The organism is Micrococcus sp. KT16, assembly GCF_003315015.1.
Taxonomy (GTDB): Bacteria; Actinomycetota; Actinomycetes; order Actinomycetales; family Micrococcaceae; genus Micrococcus; species Micrococcus luteus.
This window is the reverse complement of the sequence record NZ_QNRG01000004.1, coordinates 224,692-240,769: the sequence shown is the minus strand read 5'-3', so window position 1 is coordinate 240,769 and position 16,078 is coordinate 224,692. Positions and strand designations below refer to the sequence as shown.

Annotated in this window: 12 protein-coding genes, 1 tRNA gene and 1 other RNA gene; 6 read left to right on the top strand and 8 right to left on the bottom strand. The window is 72.9% G+C overall.

The window, feature by feature from the left end; translation table 11 throughout:
• Positions 1–131: 131 nt before the first annotated feature.
• From DE149_RS05840 to DE149_RS05830, 3 genes are read right to left on the bottom strand one after another with little or no spacing between them, the layout of a single operon-like run.
• A complete protein-coding gene (locus DE149_RS05840; RefSeq protein WP_233437063.1) occupies positions 132–1,823 on the bottom strand; it encodes a cytochrome b/b6 domain-containing protein in 1,692 nt (563 codons plus the stop codon).
• A gap of 52 nt (positions 1,824–1,875) precedes the next feature.
• Positions 1,876–2,913, bottom strand: coding sequence for an electron transfer flavoprotein subunit alpha/FixB family protein (locus tag DE149_RS05835; protein WP_069941917.1), 1,038 nt, complete (start codon positions 2,911–2,913; stop codon positions 1,876–1,878).
• Positions 2,910–3,692, bottom strand: a complete 783-nt coding sequence (locus DE149_RS05830; RefSeq protein WP_113914138.1) for an electron transfer flavoprotein subunit beta/FixA family protein — start codon at positions 3,690–3,692, stop codon at positions 2,910–2,912. The genes DE149_RS05835 and DE149_RS05830 overlap by 4 nt, the downstream gene beginning before the upstream one ends.
• 179 nt (positions 3,693–3,871) lie before the next feature.
• Between DE149_RS05830 and DE149_RS05825 the strand changes: the two genes are divergently transcribed.
• From DE149_RS05825 to DE149_RS05815, 3 genes are all read left to right on the top strand, one after another.
• Positions 3,872–4,786: an NUDIX hydrolase gene (locus DE149_RS05825; protein WP_113914137.1), complete on the top strand. Its 915-nt coding sequence runs from the start codon at positions 3,872–3,874 to the stop codon at positions 4,784–4,786.
• Positions 4,787–4,970: 184 nt separating this feature from the next.
• Positions 4,971–6,389, top strand: a complete 1,419-nt coding sequence (locus DE149_RS05820) for an L-serine ammonia-lyase (protein WP_113914136.1) — start codon at positions 4,971–4,973, stop codon at positions 6,387–6,389.
• A gap of 106 nt (positions 6,390–6,495) precedes the next feature.
• Entirely contained in the window at positions 6,496–7,593 is a 1,098-nt protein-coding gene (locus tag DE149_RS05815) for a YihY/virulence factor BrkB family protein (RefSeq protein ID WP_233490711.1), read from the top strand.
• Between the two features lie 93 nt (positions 7,594–7,686).
• On the opposite strand, the gene DE149_RS05810 is transcribed toward DE149_RS05815, so the two are convergent.
• The 3 genes from DE149_RS05810 to DE149_RS05800 all read right to left on the bottom strand — a co-directional run bounded on the left by DE149_RS05810 (position 7,687) and on the right by DE149_RS05800 (position 11,014).
• A complete protein-coding gene (locus tag DE149_RS05810) occupies positions 7,687–8,466 on the bottom strand; it encodes a thermonuclease family protein (RefSeq protein ID WP_113914134.1) in 780 nt (259 codons plus the stop codon).
• A 109-nt stretch (positions 8,467–8,575) separates the two neighbouring features.
• Complete coding sequence (locus tag DE149_RS05805; RefSeq protein WP_113914133.1) at positions 8,576–9,934, bottom strand: thermonuclease family protein; 1,359 nt, start codon at positions 9,932–9,934, stop codon at positions 8,576–8,578.
• A 147-nt stretch (positions 9,935–10,081) separates the two neighbouring features.
• Positions 10,082–11,014, bottom strand: a complete 933-nt coding sequence (locus tag DE149_RS05800) for a tryptophan-rich sensory protein (RefSeq protein ID WP_113914132.1) — start codon at positions 11,012–11,014, stop codon at positions 10,082–10,084.
• Between the two features lie 114 nt (positions 11,015–11,128).
• Here DE149_RS05800 and DE149_RS05795 point away from each other — a divergent pair, with 114 nt between their 5' ends.
• Together DE149_RS05795 and poxB are read left to right on the top strand one after the other, a co-directional pair.
• On the top strand, positions 11,129–12,025 hold the full coding sequence (locus DE149_RS05795; protein ID WP_087115037.1) for a haloacid dehalogenase: 897 nt from the start codon (positions 11,129–11,131) through the stop codon (positions 12,023–12,025).
• A 128-nt stretch (positions 12,026–12,153) separates the two neighbouring features.
• On the top strand, positions 12,154–13,869 hold the full coding sequence (gene poxB / locus DE149_RS05790; RefSeq protein ID WP_113914131.1) for a ubiquinone-dependent pyruvate dehydrogenase: 1,716 nt from the start codon (positions 12,154–12,156) through the stop codon (positions 13,867–13,869).
• An 87-nt stretch (positions 13,870–13,956) separates the two neighbouring features.
• On the opposite strand, the gene DE149_RS05785 is transcribed toward poxB, so the two are convergent.
• Positions 13,957–15,519: a sodium:alanine symporter family protein gene (locus DE149_RS05785; RefSeq protein ID WP_113914130.1), complete on the bottom strand. Its 1,563-nt coding sequence runs from the start codon at positions 15,517–15,519 to the stop codon at positions 13,957–13,959.
• A 217-nt stretch (positions 15,520–15,736) separates the two neighbouring features.
• Positions 15,737–15,822 (bottom strand) — tRNA-Ser (locus DE149_RS05780).
• A 155-nt stretch (positions 15,823–15,977) separates the two neighbouring features.
• On the opposite strand from DE149_RS05780, the gene ffs reads away from it, so the two are divergent.
• Positions 15,978–16,074, top strand: an RNA gene (gene ffs, locus DE149_RS05775) — signal recognition particle sRNA small type.
• Positions 16,075–16,078 lie beyond the last annotated feature (4 nt).

Here is a 16,078-nt window from a genome sequence, read left to right as displayed (position 1 = left end):
CGCCCGCCCGAGCGCCCGAGCGCTTTCGAACGTGAGAAAGGGCCTATCTCACGTTCGAAAGCGCTCATTCCCCCGAGATCACGTTCGAAAGTCCCGGTGGGAGGAGGAGGGGCCGTCGTCGTGCGGCCGGCTCAGCGGCCCACGGTGCCGAACCGGGAGGCCACGGGGGCCGTGAAGGCGGGCTTCAGGAAGAACCACGCGGCGGCGGTGACCGCCACGCTCACGAGGAACACCACGAGGCCCCACGCGTCGGTGGCACCGCCCCGCGAGGTGTACATGTGGTTCAAGTTCGTCAGCAGGCCCGTGAAGGCCACGAGGAACACGTGCACCACGATGAACGCCACGAAGAAGACCATCACCGGGAAGTGCACCTTGCGGGCCACTTCCATGGGGAACGCCTTGTTCAGTCCCTTGGCCTCCGTGGGGAACCACGAGGACATGCGCCAGCCCGTGAGGGCGGCGAGCGGGGCGGCCACGAACACCACCAGCGCGTAGGAGAGCATCTGCAGCGCGTTGTAGTGCACCCAGCCGTTCTCCGTGGGCCAGTCCAGGGACAGGTACTGGATGCCGGCGGACAGGGCGTGCTGGAACACGTGCGGGTCCGTGGGCACGATCCGCGCCCAGTGGCCGGTGACGATCAGCAGCACCACGAAGATCACGCCGTTGAGCAGCCACAGCGCGTCGAGGGCCTGGTGCGTCCAGATGGTGAGCGAGAACTTCTTCGGGGTGTTGCCCCGCGCGGAGAACAGGCCGTCCTTCGTCGGAGTGAAGTTGGCCGGAGGCCGCGTCTCGTGACGGATCTGCAGGCCCGTCCGGATGATCAGCACCATCAGGAACATGTTCAGGAAGTGCTGCCAGCCCATCCACCAGGGCATCCCCTCGGGGGTGCCCTCGGGCAGGACCGGGTGCCCGTCGTAGGTCGCGATGAAGTCCGCCACCGGGTCGAGGCTCCGCAGCCAGCGTCCGGCCAGCACTGCGAGCAGCGCCAGCACGACGACGCCGGCCACCGCCGGCAGCGCCTTGCGCAGGCGGGACGGGGCGGCGGATTCGGCGGCGTCCGTCTCCGCGGCCCGAGCGGGCGTGCCGGTGGCGGCCCCGGGGGCGGCCCGGGGCGGCTGCGCGGTGGAGGCCGGCGGGGCCGAACGGGTGTCCGGCGCGGTGGGAGCCGGCTCCGCAGCCGGCGCCGCGGCCACGGGGGCGGCGACGGCCGGTTCCGCATCGGCCGGCTCCGCGGCGGCGGGCTCGGCGGTGGCCGGCTCGGCGACGACCTCCTGCGCCACCATCTCCGGCGCGGTGGGGCCGCCCACGGCGGCGAGCTCGGTGAACCACTCCCCCTCCCGGGCGAACGGCACGTACCCGGCCATGCGTCGCCGCTTCGCGAGCGGCACGAGGTCGGACTCCACGGGAGCGCCCACCCCGGCCGCGGCCGGCGCACCGGTCGCGGAGGCGACGACGGCCGCCACGTCCGGCACGACGGGCTCGGTCTCCGCGGGTGCGGGGGCCCGCGTCGGGGACGCCGAGGCGGCGATCGGCTCGGGCGCGACGGACCGCGCCGGGGCGGCGGCCGGGATCGATCCCGCGGCCGGGGCGGGGGCGCCGCCGAGCCACTCGGCCTCGCGGGCGAACGGGACGTACCCGGCCATGCGGCGTCGCGCGGACAGGGGCGTGAGGCCCGACGTCGGCGCGGTCGGCGCCACCGGGACGGCGGCCGCGGCCGAGGCGGGGGCCGCCGTCGTGGTGTCCTGCGCCGGGGCGGGGGCGGGCTCGGTCTCGGCCGGGGCGCCCTTCAGGGGGACGTAGCCGGCCATTCGCTGCTTGGGCATGCTTCTCCTCGTCCGAGGGGCGCGGTCCGCAGCGGACCGCGCCCGCACCGGTTCAGCCGCGGCGGGTGCGCAGCTGCTCGATGACCTGCGGGACCACCTGGAAGATGTCCCCGACCACGCCGAAGTCGGCGTGCTCGAAGATCTCGGCGTCCTCGTTCTTGTCGATCGCCACGATGGTCTTGGCGGTCTTCATGCCGGCCAGGTGCTGGATGGCGCCGGAGATGCCGAGGGCGATGTACAGGTTCGGGGACACGATCACGCCGGTCTGGCCCACCTGGCGCTCGGCCGCGGTGTAGCCGGAGTCGACGGCGGCACGCGAGGCGCCCACGGCGGCGCCGAGCTCGTCGGCGAGCTGCTCGACGATCGCGAAGCCCTCCTCGGAGCCCACGCCGCGTCCGCCGGCGACGACGGTCTTGGCGCCGCGCAACGGCGGACGGGCGGAGTTCTGCGTGCGGGCGCTCACCTCGAGCACCCGGGCGCCGGCGGTCACCGGGCCCAGCTCGGCGGCGGCCAGCTCCACGACCTCGGGCGCCTCGACGGCCGGGGCCCGGTCCGCGACGGCGCCGGGGCGCATGGTGATGATCCGGGGGCCGCCCTCGCCGGTGGACTCGCTGAGGTAGTCGCCTCCGAACACGGAGTGGCGGGCGATGACCTCGTCGTCGGCCCAGCGCAGCCCCACGGCATCCGCGCAGACGGGGCCGCGGGCGCGGACGGACAGGCGGCCGGCCACCGCGCGGGACTCAGGACTGCCGGAGAGCAGCACGGCCACGGGCGCGGTGCGGGCGGCCGCGGCGGCGAGGGCCTGCACGGCGGCGTCGCCGAGGGTGGTGGCGGCGTCGTCGGCCACGAGGACGTGGACGCGCGTGGCGCCGTACTCCCCCAGCCGGGCGACGGCGGCGTCCCTGCCCTCCGCATCGGTCACGAGGACGGCCTCGGGCACGCCCACGGTGGCGGCCGCGCCGAGCAGCTCGGCCACGACCGGGCGGAGCGCGCCGTCCGCGCCGATCTCGGCGTGCACCAGCACGGTCTGACCGCTGTTCGCGGCGTCGGTCTGCGTCGTCATCTCGGTCTCCTCCACGTTCGCGCTCACACGAGCCCCCGACCCGCGAGGAACTCCACCAGCCGCTCGGCGGCGGTGCCGTCGTCGGTGATCTTCTCGCCCGCGGCGCGCTCGGGACGCGTGTCCGCCGAGACCATCACGGAGCGGTAGGCGGCCTCGGCCGGGCCCGCGGCGATGCCGAGGTCGGCCAGGGACAGCACGGTGAGCGGCTTCTTCTTGGCCGCCATGATGTTCTTGAAGTTCGGGAACCGCGGCTCGGCGGTCTTCTCCGTCAGGCTCGCCACGGCGGGCAGGGCGACGGCGGCGCGTACGTCCGCGTCCGAGGTCGCCACGGTGCCGGTCAGCTCGCCGTCGGTCAGCTCGGGGGCCTCGGCGTGCGGCAGGTAGGGCCGGTCCAGGAGCTCGGCGACCATGGCCGGCACCACGCCGGTGCCGCCGTCCGTGGACAGCGTGCCGGCGAGCACGAGGTCGGCGCCCTCCTTCTCGACGGCCGCGGCGATCACGCGAGCCGTCTGCACGGCGTCCGAGCCGACGAGTGCGTCGTCGGTGATCTGCACGGCGGAGTCCGCGCCCATGGCCAGCATCTTGCGCAGGGTCTTCGAGGAGTCCTCGGGGCCCACCGTCAGGGCCACGACCTCGATGTCCGCGCCGGCGTCCCGCCAGCCCAGGGCGACCTCCATGACGCGCTCGCTGATCTCGTCCGGCACGGGCTCGGCCGCGCCGTCGCGCACCACCCAGCCGGTCTCCAGGCTCAGCTCACGCTCCTGCCACGTGTCCGGCACCTGCTTGGCCAGCACCAGGATCTTCACGGCCTCTCCTCCTTGGGTCGCGGTCTCGCCCCGGGGCCTCCGCCCCGAGCGCGGTGACTTACGCTACAGACTACGGGTCCGCGCACGTCCGGGCCGCATGACCCCCGCGCGGGAGCGGCCGGGGCCGCCGTCGTCGGCCCGTGCGTCCGGACCATGATCGCCCGAACCGAGGAGGCACCGTGAGCCCCGCCGCCCCGCCCGCCGAGCCGCCGGCCGCCGAGGACCGGCCCCGGGTCCCGGCGGTGCCCGCCTCCTCCCTCGTGCTGGTCCGGCCCGGGGCCGGCGGCGAGACCTCGGTGTTCACCGTCCGCCGCGCCGGGACCATGGCCTTCAGCGCCCACGCCACGGCCTTCCCCGGCGGCCGTGTGGACCCCGCGGACGACCTGCCGGACCGGCTGTGGGAGGGCACGGATCTGGCCGACTGGGGCCGGCGCCTGGGGCTGCCGCACGAGCCCGTGGACGCCCACGGCACCCTCACGGAGCTCGACCCCGCCGAGGGCGCCGGCCGCGTGCTGGCCGCCGCCGTCCGCGAGACGTTCGAGGAGACCGGAGTGCTCCTGGCCCGGGACGCCGTCACCGGCACCCCCGTGGACCCGGCCCGGGTGGCCGCGTTCCCCGACGAGCTGCGCGACGCCGTCGAGCGCCACGAGGTGGACTTCGGGGAGCTGCTCGACCGCGAGGGGCTGCGCCCCGACGCCGGCGCGCTCGTGCCGTGGTCCCGGTGGATCACCCCGCACGGGGGCCCGCGCCGCTACGACACGTTCTTCTTCGCCGTCCACCTGCCGCAGGGCCAGTCCCCCGAGCGGATGTCCTCCGAGGCGGCCAGCCACGGCTGGGCGTCCCCCGCCGAGCTGCTGCGCCGCTTCCGGGCCGGCGAGGTCAACCTGATGGCCCCCACATGGTGGCAGCTGCGCACCCTGGTCGACGCCGGCGAGGACATCCACGCGGGCCGCTCCCGGTTCGAGCCCCTCGAGGGGGTCATGCTCGTGGCCGGGCAGGGGCCCGTGTTCCCCCACGCGGACGAGTATCTGCGTGACCTGACGGCGTTCCGCGCGGCCGCGCAGGTGGAGGAGTCCAAGGACAACATCCTCTGAGCGCTCCCGGCTCCGGTCCGTGCGGCGGGCGACGGGCCGGAGAGCACCGCGGACCTCGACCCGCGACCCCATGGCCTGCAGGGCCCCGTGCCCCTAGTCTGGTCTGCACCGGATCACCCGGCTCCGCGCGTCCGGCCCCCACCCCCAGCCGCCGCGCGTCCCGCTCGCACCCTAGGAGCACTGCATGGCGCTCAGCGTCCTCGACCTGTTCTCGATCGGCATCGGCCCGTCCTCGTCCCACACCGTGGGTCCCATGCGCGCCGCCCGCCGCTTCACGGACAGCATGGGCCAGCGCGGCGTCCTCGGGCGCGCCGCCCGCGTGCACGCCGAGCTGTTCGGCTCGCTGGCGGCCACCGGCGTGGGCCACGGCTCGGACACCGCGGTGCTGCTCGGCCTGGCCGGCCAGGACCCCGAGACCATCGACCCGGACGCCTGCACCGGGCTCGTGGAGGAGATCGTCACGGGCGGTCGGCTGCCCCTGGACGGGCGCCACGAGATCGCCTTCGACCGGCAGGGCGACCTGACGCTGCACATGCGCGAGTCCCTGCCCGGGCATCCGAACGGCATGCGTCTGACCGCCTACGACGACGCCGGCGAACAGCTTCACACCCGCGACTACTACTCCGTGGGCGGCGGCTTCGTGGTCACCTCGGACGAGCTCGAGGCCGAGTTGGACGCCACCAAGGACGTCAACCGCACCGACGACGGCGACACCGGCGAACCGTACCCCTTCTCCACGGGCGCCGAGCTCGCCGCCCGCTGCCACGAGGCGGGCCTGAGCATCGCGGAGCTCATGCTCGCCAACGAGGCCACCCGCCACGACCTCGACGAGCTGCGCACCCAGCTGCTGGCCATCTGGGCCGTCATGGAGGAATGCGTCCACAACGGCGTGACCCGCACCGAGCCGATCCTGCCCGGCGGACTGAAGGTCCGCCGTCGGGCCCCCGCGCTGCGGGAGCACCTGCTGCAGACCACCAATCGCACCGACCCCATGTGGGCCATGGAGTGGGTCAACCTCTTCGCGCTCGCGGTGAACGAGGAGAACGCCTCGGGCGGGCGCATCGTCACCGCGCCCACGAACGGTGCCGCGGGCATCATCCCGGCCGTCATGCTCTACTACATGCGCTTCGTGCTCCCCGAGGACGCCACGCAGCAGGAGCGGGACGACAAGGTGGTCGAGTTCCTGCTCACCGCGGCGGCTATCGGCATCCTGTACAAGCGCAACGCCTCCATCTCCGGCGCCGAGGTCGGCTGCCAGGGCGAGGTCGGCTCGGCCTGCTCCATGGCGGCGGGCGCGCTGTGCGCCGTGCTCGGCGGCACCGTGGACCAGGTGGAGAACGCGGCCGAGATCGGGATCGAGCACAACCTCGGGCTGACGTGCGACCCCGTGGGCGGCCTCGTCCAGGTGCCGTGCATCGAGCGCAACGCGATCGCGTCCGTGAAGGCCATCAACGCGGCCCGGCTGGCGCTGCTCGGGGACGGCTCGCACCGGGTGACCCTGGACCAGGCCATCACGACCATGCGCGACACCGGCGCGGACATGAAGTCCAAGTACAAGGAGACCTCACGCGGCGGCCTGGCCGTGAACGTCATCGAGTGCTGATCGCCCGGGTCCGCGGCCCAGCGCCGCTCCGGCCGGGACGGATGGGGCACCCGTCCGCTACCGTGGGGCCCGATCCCCACCCTGCCCCGAGCGCGAGAGGACCGACGTGGCCATTCATCCTGTGGACGCGACCCTGGAGGCCGCGAAGATCGATCCCGACCAGCGTGCCGAGAGGCTCAAGGGCGTGAAGCTCGACGGCGCCGGCTGGAAGTACGCGCTCACGCGCGCGCTCAAGGAGTTCGGCAACGACGGCGGCACCGACCTGGCCGCGAAGCTCACCTACTACCTGGTGCTCTCGCTGGCCCCCTCGCTGCTGGCCGTGTTCTCCCTCCTGTCCCTCGTGCTCGCCTCCAACCGCGGGGCCATCGACGATCTGCTGGGGCAGCTGACCGGCCTGGTCCCGAGCGACTACCAGCCGCTCGTCACGAACCTGGTGACCACCATGAGCGACTCGGCCGGCTCAGGCGGCGGGATCGTCGCCCTCATCATCGGCATCGCGACCGCCCTGTGGTCCGCCTCTGCGTACGTGAAGGCGTTCAACCGCTCGGCCAACACGGTGTACGGCTACGAGGAGGGCCGCGGCCTGGTGAAGCTGACGCTGACCAACCTGCTCACCACGCTCATCCTGATCGTGGGCATCGCGGTCGTGCTGATCTCGCTGGCGCTGAACCGCTCGCTCGTGGACGGCTTCCTCCAGCCGATCGCCGGGCCGCTCGGCATGACCGGCGTGGTGAACTTCCTCTCGGACACGTTCCTGCCGGTGTGGGCGTGGGTGAAGTGGCCCGTCGTCGTCGTGATCCTGCTGGTGCTGATCGCGACCCTGTACTACACCACACCGAACGTCCAGAAGCCGCGTTTCCACCTCTTCGGCCCCGGCAACATCGTGGCGCTGGTGGGCATGGTGCTGGCCGCGGTGGCCCTGTCCGTGTACTTCACGCAGTTCGCCGGCTACTCGGCGTACGGCGCGATCGGCACGATCATGGCGCTGCTGTTCGCCCTGTGGATCTTCAACATCGTGCTGCTGCTCGGCCTGGAGGTCGACACTGAGGTGGAGCGTGCCCTCCAGCTCGAGGCCGGCCTGCCCGCCGAGGCTCGGGTGCAGCTGCCCCCGAAGGACGTGGCCGGCGTGGAGAAGCGCGTTGAGAAGCAGACGACTTTGGAGGAGCGCGGCTACGAGCTGCGGGCCGTCCACGAGGGCCGCTGACCGCACCCGGCGCAGCGCCGAGCGCACGTTCCGCACGGACGACGACGGCCGCTCACCTGGCGAGGTGGGCGGCCGTCGTGGTGCGCGGGGCCCTCAGCGCCGGGCCGCGCGGTAGCCGTCCGCCCGGGCCGCGGCGGCGGAGGCGTAGCAGTGGCGCGCGTTGGTCCTGCCGTAGTGCTGCTGACCGGGTATGTGGTAGATGCCCGAGTTGTCGTTGGCCTTGATCGGGTGGGAGTCCGGGCACACGGAGTCGGCTCCGCGTACCGGTCCCGCGTCGCCGGACGCGGGGGCGGCTTCGGGGGCCGGGGCCGCCTCCGGGGCGGGGGCCGGGGCCGCCTCCGGGATGGGCTCGGCCGCGGTGCCGCACTCCCCGGAGAACCTGCCGACGCCGTTCGCCCGGGCCTGCTCCCACGCCGCCTCGACCTCGGGCAGGAAACGGTCGTTGCCGTCGAAGACCGCCGGCTCGCCGTAGCCCAGGCGGGCCATCTCGGCGTTGACCAGGACGCCGTGCGCGTACACGCCGGCGAGGAGGCGGTCATAGCGGTCGTGGAGCCGGCGGTCGTACCGCAGCACCACCGTGTCGCCGGGGCTGATCATCGACTTCAGCGCCGCCGTCGCCTCCGGGCCCATGCACTCGACCGGCTTCGAGGGGTGGTGGGTCTCGGGGGTGTCGATGTTGAGCAGGCGCACCCGCGTGGACACCTCGCCGAGGGTCACGCGGATCGTGTCGCCGTCTGAGATCGATTCGACCGTGACCATGTCGCCCTCGGTGCTCGCCGGGATGACGCCGTCGTCGGTGGCGGTGCAGCCGGTGAGCAGGAGCAGGGACAGCGCAGCAGTGGGGAGCGCCGCGCGCAGACGGGCAAGGGACACGAGGATCCTGGAGGGGAAGGGACGGGGACACGACGAAGGCCCCGCCGTGAGGCGGGGCCTTCGGATCGGCCCATCATCGCATGGGCGGCAGGGGTCGCCCCGCAGGCTGTCAGCGCTTGGCAGCGCGGTAGCCGGCGGCCTGCGCCGCGGCGGCGGAGGCGTAGCAGTTGCGCGCGTTGGTCTTGCCGTAGTGCTGCTGGCCGGGCACGTGGTAGATGCCCGAGTTGCCGTTCGCCTTCACGGGGTAACCGTCCGGGCACACCCCGCCCGACCCAGCCACCGAACCCGTGTCGCCGGATGTGGCCGCCTCGACGGTGGAGTCCGACGACGACTCCTCGTCGCCGCAGTACTCGAACGTCTCGCCACCCGGGGCGTAGCAGCGGTTGGGTGCCTTGTTCGAGTTCGAGCCGGAGCCGCTGGACGACGTGTCGGCCCAGTTGCTCACCTCCGTCTCCTCGGCACGCGACTCGACGGCCTCAGCTGCCGCCTCCTCCGCAGCGCGGGCCTCAGCAGCCTCCGCTTCCGCCGCGGACTGTTCCTCCGCCTCCCGCGCAGCCTCAGCTGCCCGAGCCTCCTCCGCCTCCCGCGCAGCCTCAGCCGCCCGGGCCTCCTCGGCCGCAGCCTGCTCCGCCGCGGCCTTGCGCTCCGCGGCGGCCTTCTGGTCGGCCTGCCGCTCCGCCTCGCGCGCCTGCTCGGCCGCCTCGTCAGCGCGCCGGCGGTGGTCGTCCACGACGCGCTGCACGCGGTCCAGCTCGTCCCTGTAGTGGGCCTCCATCCACGGCTGCTCGCCGGCGGCGACAACGGCGAGCACCGTGGCGAGCTCCCCGATCAGGGTCTCATCGGGCTCCGCGGCCGCGACCGCAGCGTCCGTGATGATCGGCAGGGAGCACGCGAGGTCCGGCTGGTGCAGGCCTGCCTGCTCCCCCTCGGCCTCATTCCAGGCCGCCAAGACCTCCGGGTAGAAGCGGCGGTTGGGTTCGAAGACCACGGGCACGCCAAGGCCCAGCCGGGCGATCTCCGCGTTCACGAGCATCTCGTCTTCGAAGACCCCGGCCAGCGTGCGACCGTACTTGTCCGTGCGCTCCAGGTCGTAGCGCAGCACCACGTCGTCACCGGGGCGCAGGAGTGTCTCGAGCGCCTCCGTGGCCTCCGGCCCCAGGCACTGCACGGCCTTGTTCGGATGCTTCGTCTCCGGGGTGTCGATGTTCAGCAGCCGGACCGTCTCCTCCTGCCCGTCTCTGCGCACCACGATGGTGTCGCCGTCGACCACGCGGACGACGGTCGCGGGATCGCCGGCCTCGAGCGTGCTCGACGGCTGGGCCACGACGGGCTGGGCGGAGGGGGCTCCGCCGTCACCAGCGGAGGGGGTGCCGGCTTCGGCCGGCTCGGAGGGGGTGCAGCCGGTCAGCAGCAGGGCGGACAGCGCGATGGCGGCCAGACTGGCGCGCCCGCGGAGGCGTGGGGGCATGGGGACTCCTCGAGGATCGATGACGACATGACGAAGGCCCCGCCGTGGGGCGGGGCCTTCGGATCACCACATCATCGCATGGGGGAGGCACAGGGGTTGCTGCACGTCACGACAGCATCGGTTCCCGTTCCGTCAACGATGGCTGGGTCAGCGGCGGCCGTCGATGGGGTCACCGCCGCCGTCGAGGGCGTCGAGGACGAGGTCGCGGGCCTCGCCCGTCGCGGACCGGCGGGAGAGCAGCAGCGCGGCCAGCCAGCACAGCAGGACGATCGCGGCGCCGCCCCACGCCAGGAGGGCGAGGCTGCCCGAGAGCAGCCCCGTGCCGTCCGCACGGCCGACGCCGATCCACACCAGACCCCACGCGAGCGCGAACGCCGGAGCCGGGCGGCCGCCGTTGTACACGGCAGTGAACGCGCCGATCAGCACGGCCACCACGAGCATCACCTTCGCCCAGAGGGACGACTGCCCCGGATCGCCGACGACGCCGGTCGAGGCCAGCCACGCGGCCAGGTTCGCCACGGCGGCGATCGAGACCCAGCCCAGATGCAGGCCCTGCACCCCGTCCAGGAGGATCCGCTCACCCCAGCTGTGCGCGCGGACGGATTCGAGGAGCACCAGGATCCGCGCCAGGCACGCCAGCAGCAACGCGATCACCACGACGCTCAGCCCCAGCAGCCCGGCCTGCACCGTCCAGATCCACGCGGCGTTGAGCAGCACCGAGACCAGGATCCACGGTCGCAGGCGGTCGTGGCGGGCAGACTGGGCCGCAGGGAGGAACTGCCACACGGCGTACGCCAGCAGGCCCGCGTAGATCACGGACCAGATGCCGAACGCGGGGGTCGCCGGGGACACCCAGGTGGCGTCCGGGCCGAGCCAGCCGCCCGCGGCCTCGGCCACGGGGGTCAGGCCGCCGACGACGCCGGAGCCCAGGAACGCGGCCACGACCGCGAGGATCACGACCACGAGCATGGCCACCCGGCCGCCCGTCGAGGACAGCCCCGTCCCCGAGCTGGGGACGCGCGCCGCGGCGTCGGGGCCGAAGGGGCTGCGGGACGGGCCGAGGTCGGTGGCGGTGCTCATGGGTGCTCCCGTGGGGTGATCGTCGGGGGTGCGCCCCGGGCGGGGCGGGTCTCAGGGTCAGCGTAGCCGCCGGGCCCATCGCGGGCACGGGCCACCGCGGCCTAGGGTGGGGGCATGCGCACCTCCTCCCCGATCGGACTCCTGCTGGACGTGGACGGCCCCGTGGCCTCCACCGAGACCCGGACCGTGCCGGAGGGGATCATCGACGTGCTCGTCCGCCTCGCGCGGCGCGGGGTGCCGGTCGGCTTCAACACGGGCCGCTCCACGGACTTCCTCCTGCACAGCGTGATCGCCCCGCTGCGGGACGCGGGCCTCCCGGACGACGCTCCCTTCCACGCGATCTGCGAGAAGGGCGCCGTGTGGTTCCCGTTCTCCGCGGTGCCCTCCGGGGACCTGCCCGACGTCACCGTGGACGGCACCGCCCCGGACTGGCTCCGCACCGACCCGGACATGGCCATCGACGCGGACACCCGTGACGCGATCTGGGCCCTCAATGATGAGCGCGCCGGGGACCTGCAGTTCATCGACCGCACCAAGCTGGCCATGGTCTCCCTCGAGAAGACGGTGGGCGCGGACCAGACGGAGTACGAGCGGGTGCGCGACGACGTCGCCGCGGGCGTCGAGGACCTGCTCGCCGAGCGCGGACTCGCCGAGGAGGTGCGCGTGGCCCCCTCGGTGATCTCGGTGGACGTCGAGCACCGCTCCTCCGGCAAGGACCTGGGCGTCGAGCGCTGCTTCGACCTGCTGGCACAGGCGGGCACCCCGGTGCCCGAACGCTGGCTCACCGCGGGCGACTCGCGCAGTGACTACGCCATGGCCGACCGGCTGCACGAGCGCGGACTGGCCGTGGAGCACATGGACGTGCGGCCCGCCGACGGCGTCCCCGAGAAGCCCTACGGCGTGGTGACGGCGGCGATCCTCGCCGAACGCGGCATCGGCGACGCCGACGACATCCACGAGCGGGCGGGCGAGTCCCTGCTGCGCTGGGTCGAGCGCGACCTGCTGCGCTGACCAGGCCGGACGCCCCCTGCGGGCGGCCGACCCTCCCCGGGCCTGGACCTCGACCCCTAGCGTGGAAGGGAATGCCGCGCCCCTGCCGAACCGGCCCGGGCGCCTCCCGACCAGAGAGAGGTTCCACCGTGGCCACCGTCGCCCAGAACATCGTCGAGACCCTCCACGCCTCGGGCGTGCGCCGCATGTACGGCGTGCCCGGGGACTCCCTCAACGGGCTGACCGAGGCCCTGCGCTCCCACGGCGGCATCCAGTGGGTGCACACCCGGCACGAGGAGACCGCGGCCTTCGCCGCCTCCGCCGAGTCCCAGCTCACGGACGAGCTCGCGGTCTGCGTGGGCTCGTGCGGTCCGGGCAACCTCCACCTGATCAACGGCCTGTTCGACGCGCAGCGTTCCCGCACCCCGGTGCTCGCGATCGCCGCGCACATCCCGTCGGCGGAGATCGGTTCGGGCTACTTCCAGGAGACCCACCCGCAGGACCTGTTCCGCGAGTGCTCCGTCTACGTGGAGCACGTCTCCTCGGCGGACCAGATGCCCCGCATGCTGCGCACCGCGATGCGGGCCGCCGTCGAGCAGCGGGGCGTGGCCGTGCTCGTGATCCCGGGCGACGTGGCCCTCACCGAGCTCTCCGCGAAGCCCGAGGTGATCCGTCACACGCCGTCCCGCGTCATCCCGGCGGACTCCGTGCTGCGCGAGGCCGCCGAGGCCCTGGACTCGTCCAAGCGGATCACCATCCTGGCCGGCGCGGGTGCGGCCGGCGCCCACGACGAGGTCGTGGCCCTGGCGGAACGGCTGCAGGCCCCGATCGTCCACGCTCTGCGCGGCAAGGACCGGATCGAGTACGACAACCCGTATGACGTCGGCTTGACCGGCCTGCTCGGCTTCGCCTCCGGCTACCACGCGCTCAAGGAGGCCGAGACGCTGCTGATCCTCGGCTCCTCCCTGCCGTACCGGCAGTTCTACCCCGAGGACGCCACGGTCATCCAGGTGGACGTGCGCGGCGAGCAGATCGGCCGGCGGGTGGCCGTGGACGTGCCGCTCGTGGGCGGTGTGAAGGAGACGGCCCAGGCCCTGCTGCCGCTGCTGCGCGGGAACTCGTCGTCGGCGTTCCTGGACAAGGCGCTCAAGCACTACGCCAAGACCCGCAAGGACCTCGACCAGCTGGCCTCCCCGGGACGCGGACGCGTGCACCCGCAGTATGTGGCCCGCCTCCTCGACGAGCTGGCCGACGACGACGCGGTGTTCCTGCCCGACGTCGGCTCCCCCGTGATCTGGGCCTCCCGGTACCTGACGATGAACGGGCGCCGCCGGATCATCGGCTCCCTGTCCCACGGCTCCATGGCCAACGCGGTCACCCAGGCGGTCGGCGCCCAGGCGGTCGACCCCACCCGCCAGGTGGTGGCGATGGCCGGCGACGGCGGGCTGGCCATGATGCTCGGCGAGCTGCTGTCGTTCGTGCAGAACGACCTGCCCGTGAAGACGCTCGTGTTCGACAACGACTCACTGAACTTCGTGGAGCTCGAGATGATGGCCGCCGGGTTCGTCCCCTACGGGACGGGCCTGGAGAACCCGGACTTCGCGGCGCTCGCGGAGGCGGTCGGCATCAAGGGCTTCCGCGCGGACCACACGACGGACCTGCCCGCGGTGATGCGCGAGTTCCTCGCCCACGACGGGCCGGCGCTGCTGGTGGTCAAGACCGAGCGTCAGGAGCTGACGATCCCGCCGAGCATCGAGTTCGAGCAGGCCAAGGGCTTCGCGCTCTACGCCATGCGCACCGTCCTCGACGGCAAGGGCACCAAGCTGCTCGACCTCGCCAAGGCGAACCTGCGCCAGCTCTTCTGACCTGCCGCGCACGACGACGGCCCGGACGCTGGCGGTGTCCGGGCCGTCGTCGTGGTGGGGCGGGGAGGGCCCAGCCCCGCCGGTCCGTCAGGCGCGGTGGGCGCCGCCGTCGGCGACGATCGGGTGCTCGGCCGTGCCGGCGACGCCCTGGGTGATCAGGCCGTCGGCGCGGTGCTCCCAGAACTCGGCGTTGCGGATGCCGAGCGGGCGCGGGTCGAACTGCGGGTCGAGACCCTGGCGCTTCTGTGCGCGGTAGTCCTTGAGGGCCTTGAGGGCCGGGCCCTGCAGCACGAGGATGCCGAGGATGTTCAGCCAGGCCATGGAGCCCACGCCGATGTCGCCGAGGCCCCAGGCCGCACCGGTGGTGGCGACGGCGCCGTAGGCCACCGACACGAGGATCAGGGCCTGCAGGAAGCGCAGCACGACGCGGCGGACCATGCCGTTGCGCAGGTTGCGCGTGAGGTACACGAGGTTGACCTCGGCCATGTAGTAGTACGCCACGATCGTGGTGAAGGCGAAGAACGCCAGGGCCACGGCCACGAACGTGGGACCGAAGCCGGAGAACACGGCGTCGAAGCCGGTCTGGACGAAGGCCGGGCCCTCGGAGGCCGTCGGCGAGACGATGCCCTCGAACAGCAGGCCGGAGCCGGCCTCGTCCGAGTACACCCGGTAGGCGCCCGTGGAGATGATGATGAACGCGGTGGCCGAGCAGACGAAGAGCGTGTCGATGTAGACGGCGAACGCCTGCACGAAGCCCTGCTTGGCCGGGTGCGAGACCTCGGCGGCCGCGGCGGCGTGCGGGCCCGTGCCCTGGCCGGCCTCGTTGGAGTAGACGCCGCGCTTCACGCCCCACTGGATGGCGAGGCCGAGGATCGCGCCGAAGACGGCGTGCACGCCGAACGCGCTGGCGAAGATGGAGCCGAAGACCTCGGGGATCTGGTCGAAGTTCAGGAACAGCACGATCAGCGCGAGGATGATGTACAGCACGGCCATCACGGGCACCACGTAGACGGCGAACGTCGCGATGCGCTTCACGCCACCCAGGACGATGAAGGCCAGCAGGATGACCATGGCCAGGGCCACGACCCAGGCGGGCACGGCCCACGCCTCGCCCACGGCCGCGGCCACGCCGTTGGCCTGCACGCCCGGCAGGAAGTAGCTGGTGGCGAAGACGGTGACGACGGCGAACAGGATGGCGTACACCTTGAACGCGGGGGCGGCGGCCGTGTGCTTGTAGGCCTTCTCGAAGTAGTACGCCGGGCCGCCGCGGTACTCGCCGGTGTCCGGGTCGCGCTCCTTGTAGATCTGGCCGAGCGTGGACTCGATGAAGGACGTGGCGGCACCGAGCAGGGCCATGACCCACATCCAGAACACGGCGCCGGGGCCGCCGAACGCGATGGCCGTGGCGACGCCGCCGATGTTGCCCATGCCGACGCGGCCGGCGAGCGACATCATGAGGGACTGGAGGGACGAGGTGCCGTCCGCGGAGTCCTGGCCCTCGCGGAGCTGCTTCACCATGTCCGGGATGTTCACGAACTGCAGGAACATGGTCCGGATGGTGAAGTAGAGGCCGACGATCAGGCAGAGCCAGATCAGGGCCGGGGACCAGATGACGTCGTTCACGGCGGTGATGAGATCTGCGAAGGACATGGGGTCTCCAGATCGGGTGGGGATGGCCGGTGCGGTGCGAGCTCCGAGCGGCGGCCGCCGGCGGTCCCGGACGGCTGGGGAGAAGGATACGCGCAAATGTGACCCGCGTCTCGCATCCAGCGCGGCAGATGAGGAGTCCGAGCGCCCCCTCCCCGGTCGACAGCGGTCCCGGACACGCGAAAAGCCCCGGAACCACTGGGGTCCCGGGGCTTGCCCGCGGAGGATGGGGGATTTGAACCCCCGAGGGCTGTTAACCCAACACGCGTTCCAGGCGTGCGCCATAGGCCGCTAGGCGAATCCTCCTTGGTGCGCCCCCATGCGGCGGACCGCGCGAGGGCAGGTTCCATCATAACCAGATCGTCCTGGGCCGCGCCAATCCTCCGCGGGAGGCGCGAGCTCGGCCCGAGCCTCCCCGCGGCCCGAATCGCCGCGCCCGCCGCCACCCTGCTAGACTCTTCGACGGCCCCTCACGTGGTGTCATCTCGCTGAACTCCCCCAGGACCGGAAGGTAGCAAGGGTAGGTGGGCTCTGGCAGGTGCGTGAGGGGTCTTCACTTTCC

Bases quoted from the DNA above. Each gene is read 5' to 3' on its own strand.
- DE149_RS05785 (WP_113914130.1), bottom strand. From the start codon at position 15,519: ATGTCCTTCGCAGATCTCATCACCGCCGTGAACGACGTCATCTGGTCC.
- DE149_RS05840 (WP_233437063.1), bottom strand. From the start codon at position 1,823: ATGCCCAAGCAGCGAATGGCCGGCTACGTCCCCCTGAAGGGCGCCCCG.
- DE149_RS05820 (WP_113914136.1), top strand. From the start codon at position 4,971: ATGGCGCTCAGCGTCCTCGACCTGTTCTCGATCGGCATCGGCCCGTCC.
- DE149_RS05795 (WP_087115037.1), top strand. From the start codon at position 11,129: ATGCGCACCTCCTCCCCGATCGGACTCCTGCTGGACGTGGACGGCCCC.
- DE149_RS05805 (WP_113914133.1), bottom strand. From the start codon at position 9,934: ATGCCCCCACGCCTCCGCGGGCGCGCCAGTCTGGCCGCCATCGCGCTG.
- DE149_RS05800 (WP_113914132.1), bottom strand. From the start codon at position 11,014: ATGAGCACCGCCACCGACCTCGGCCCGTCCCGCAGCCCCTTCGGCCCC.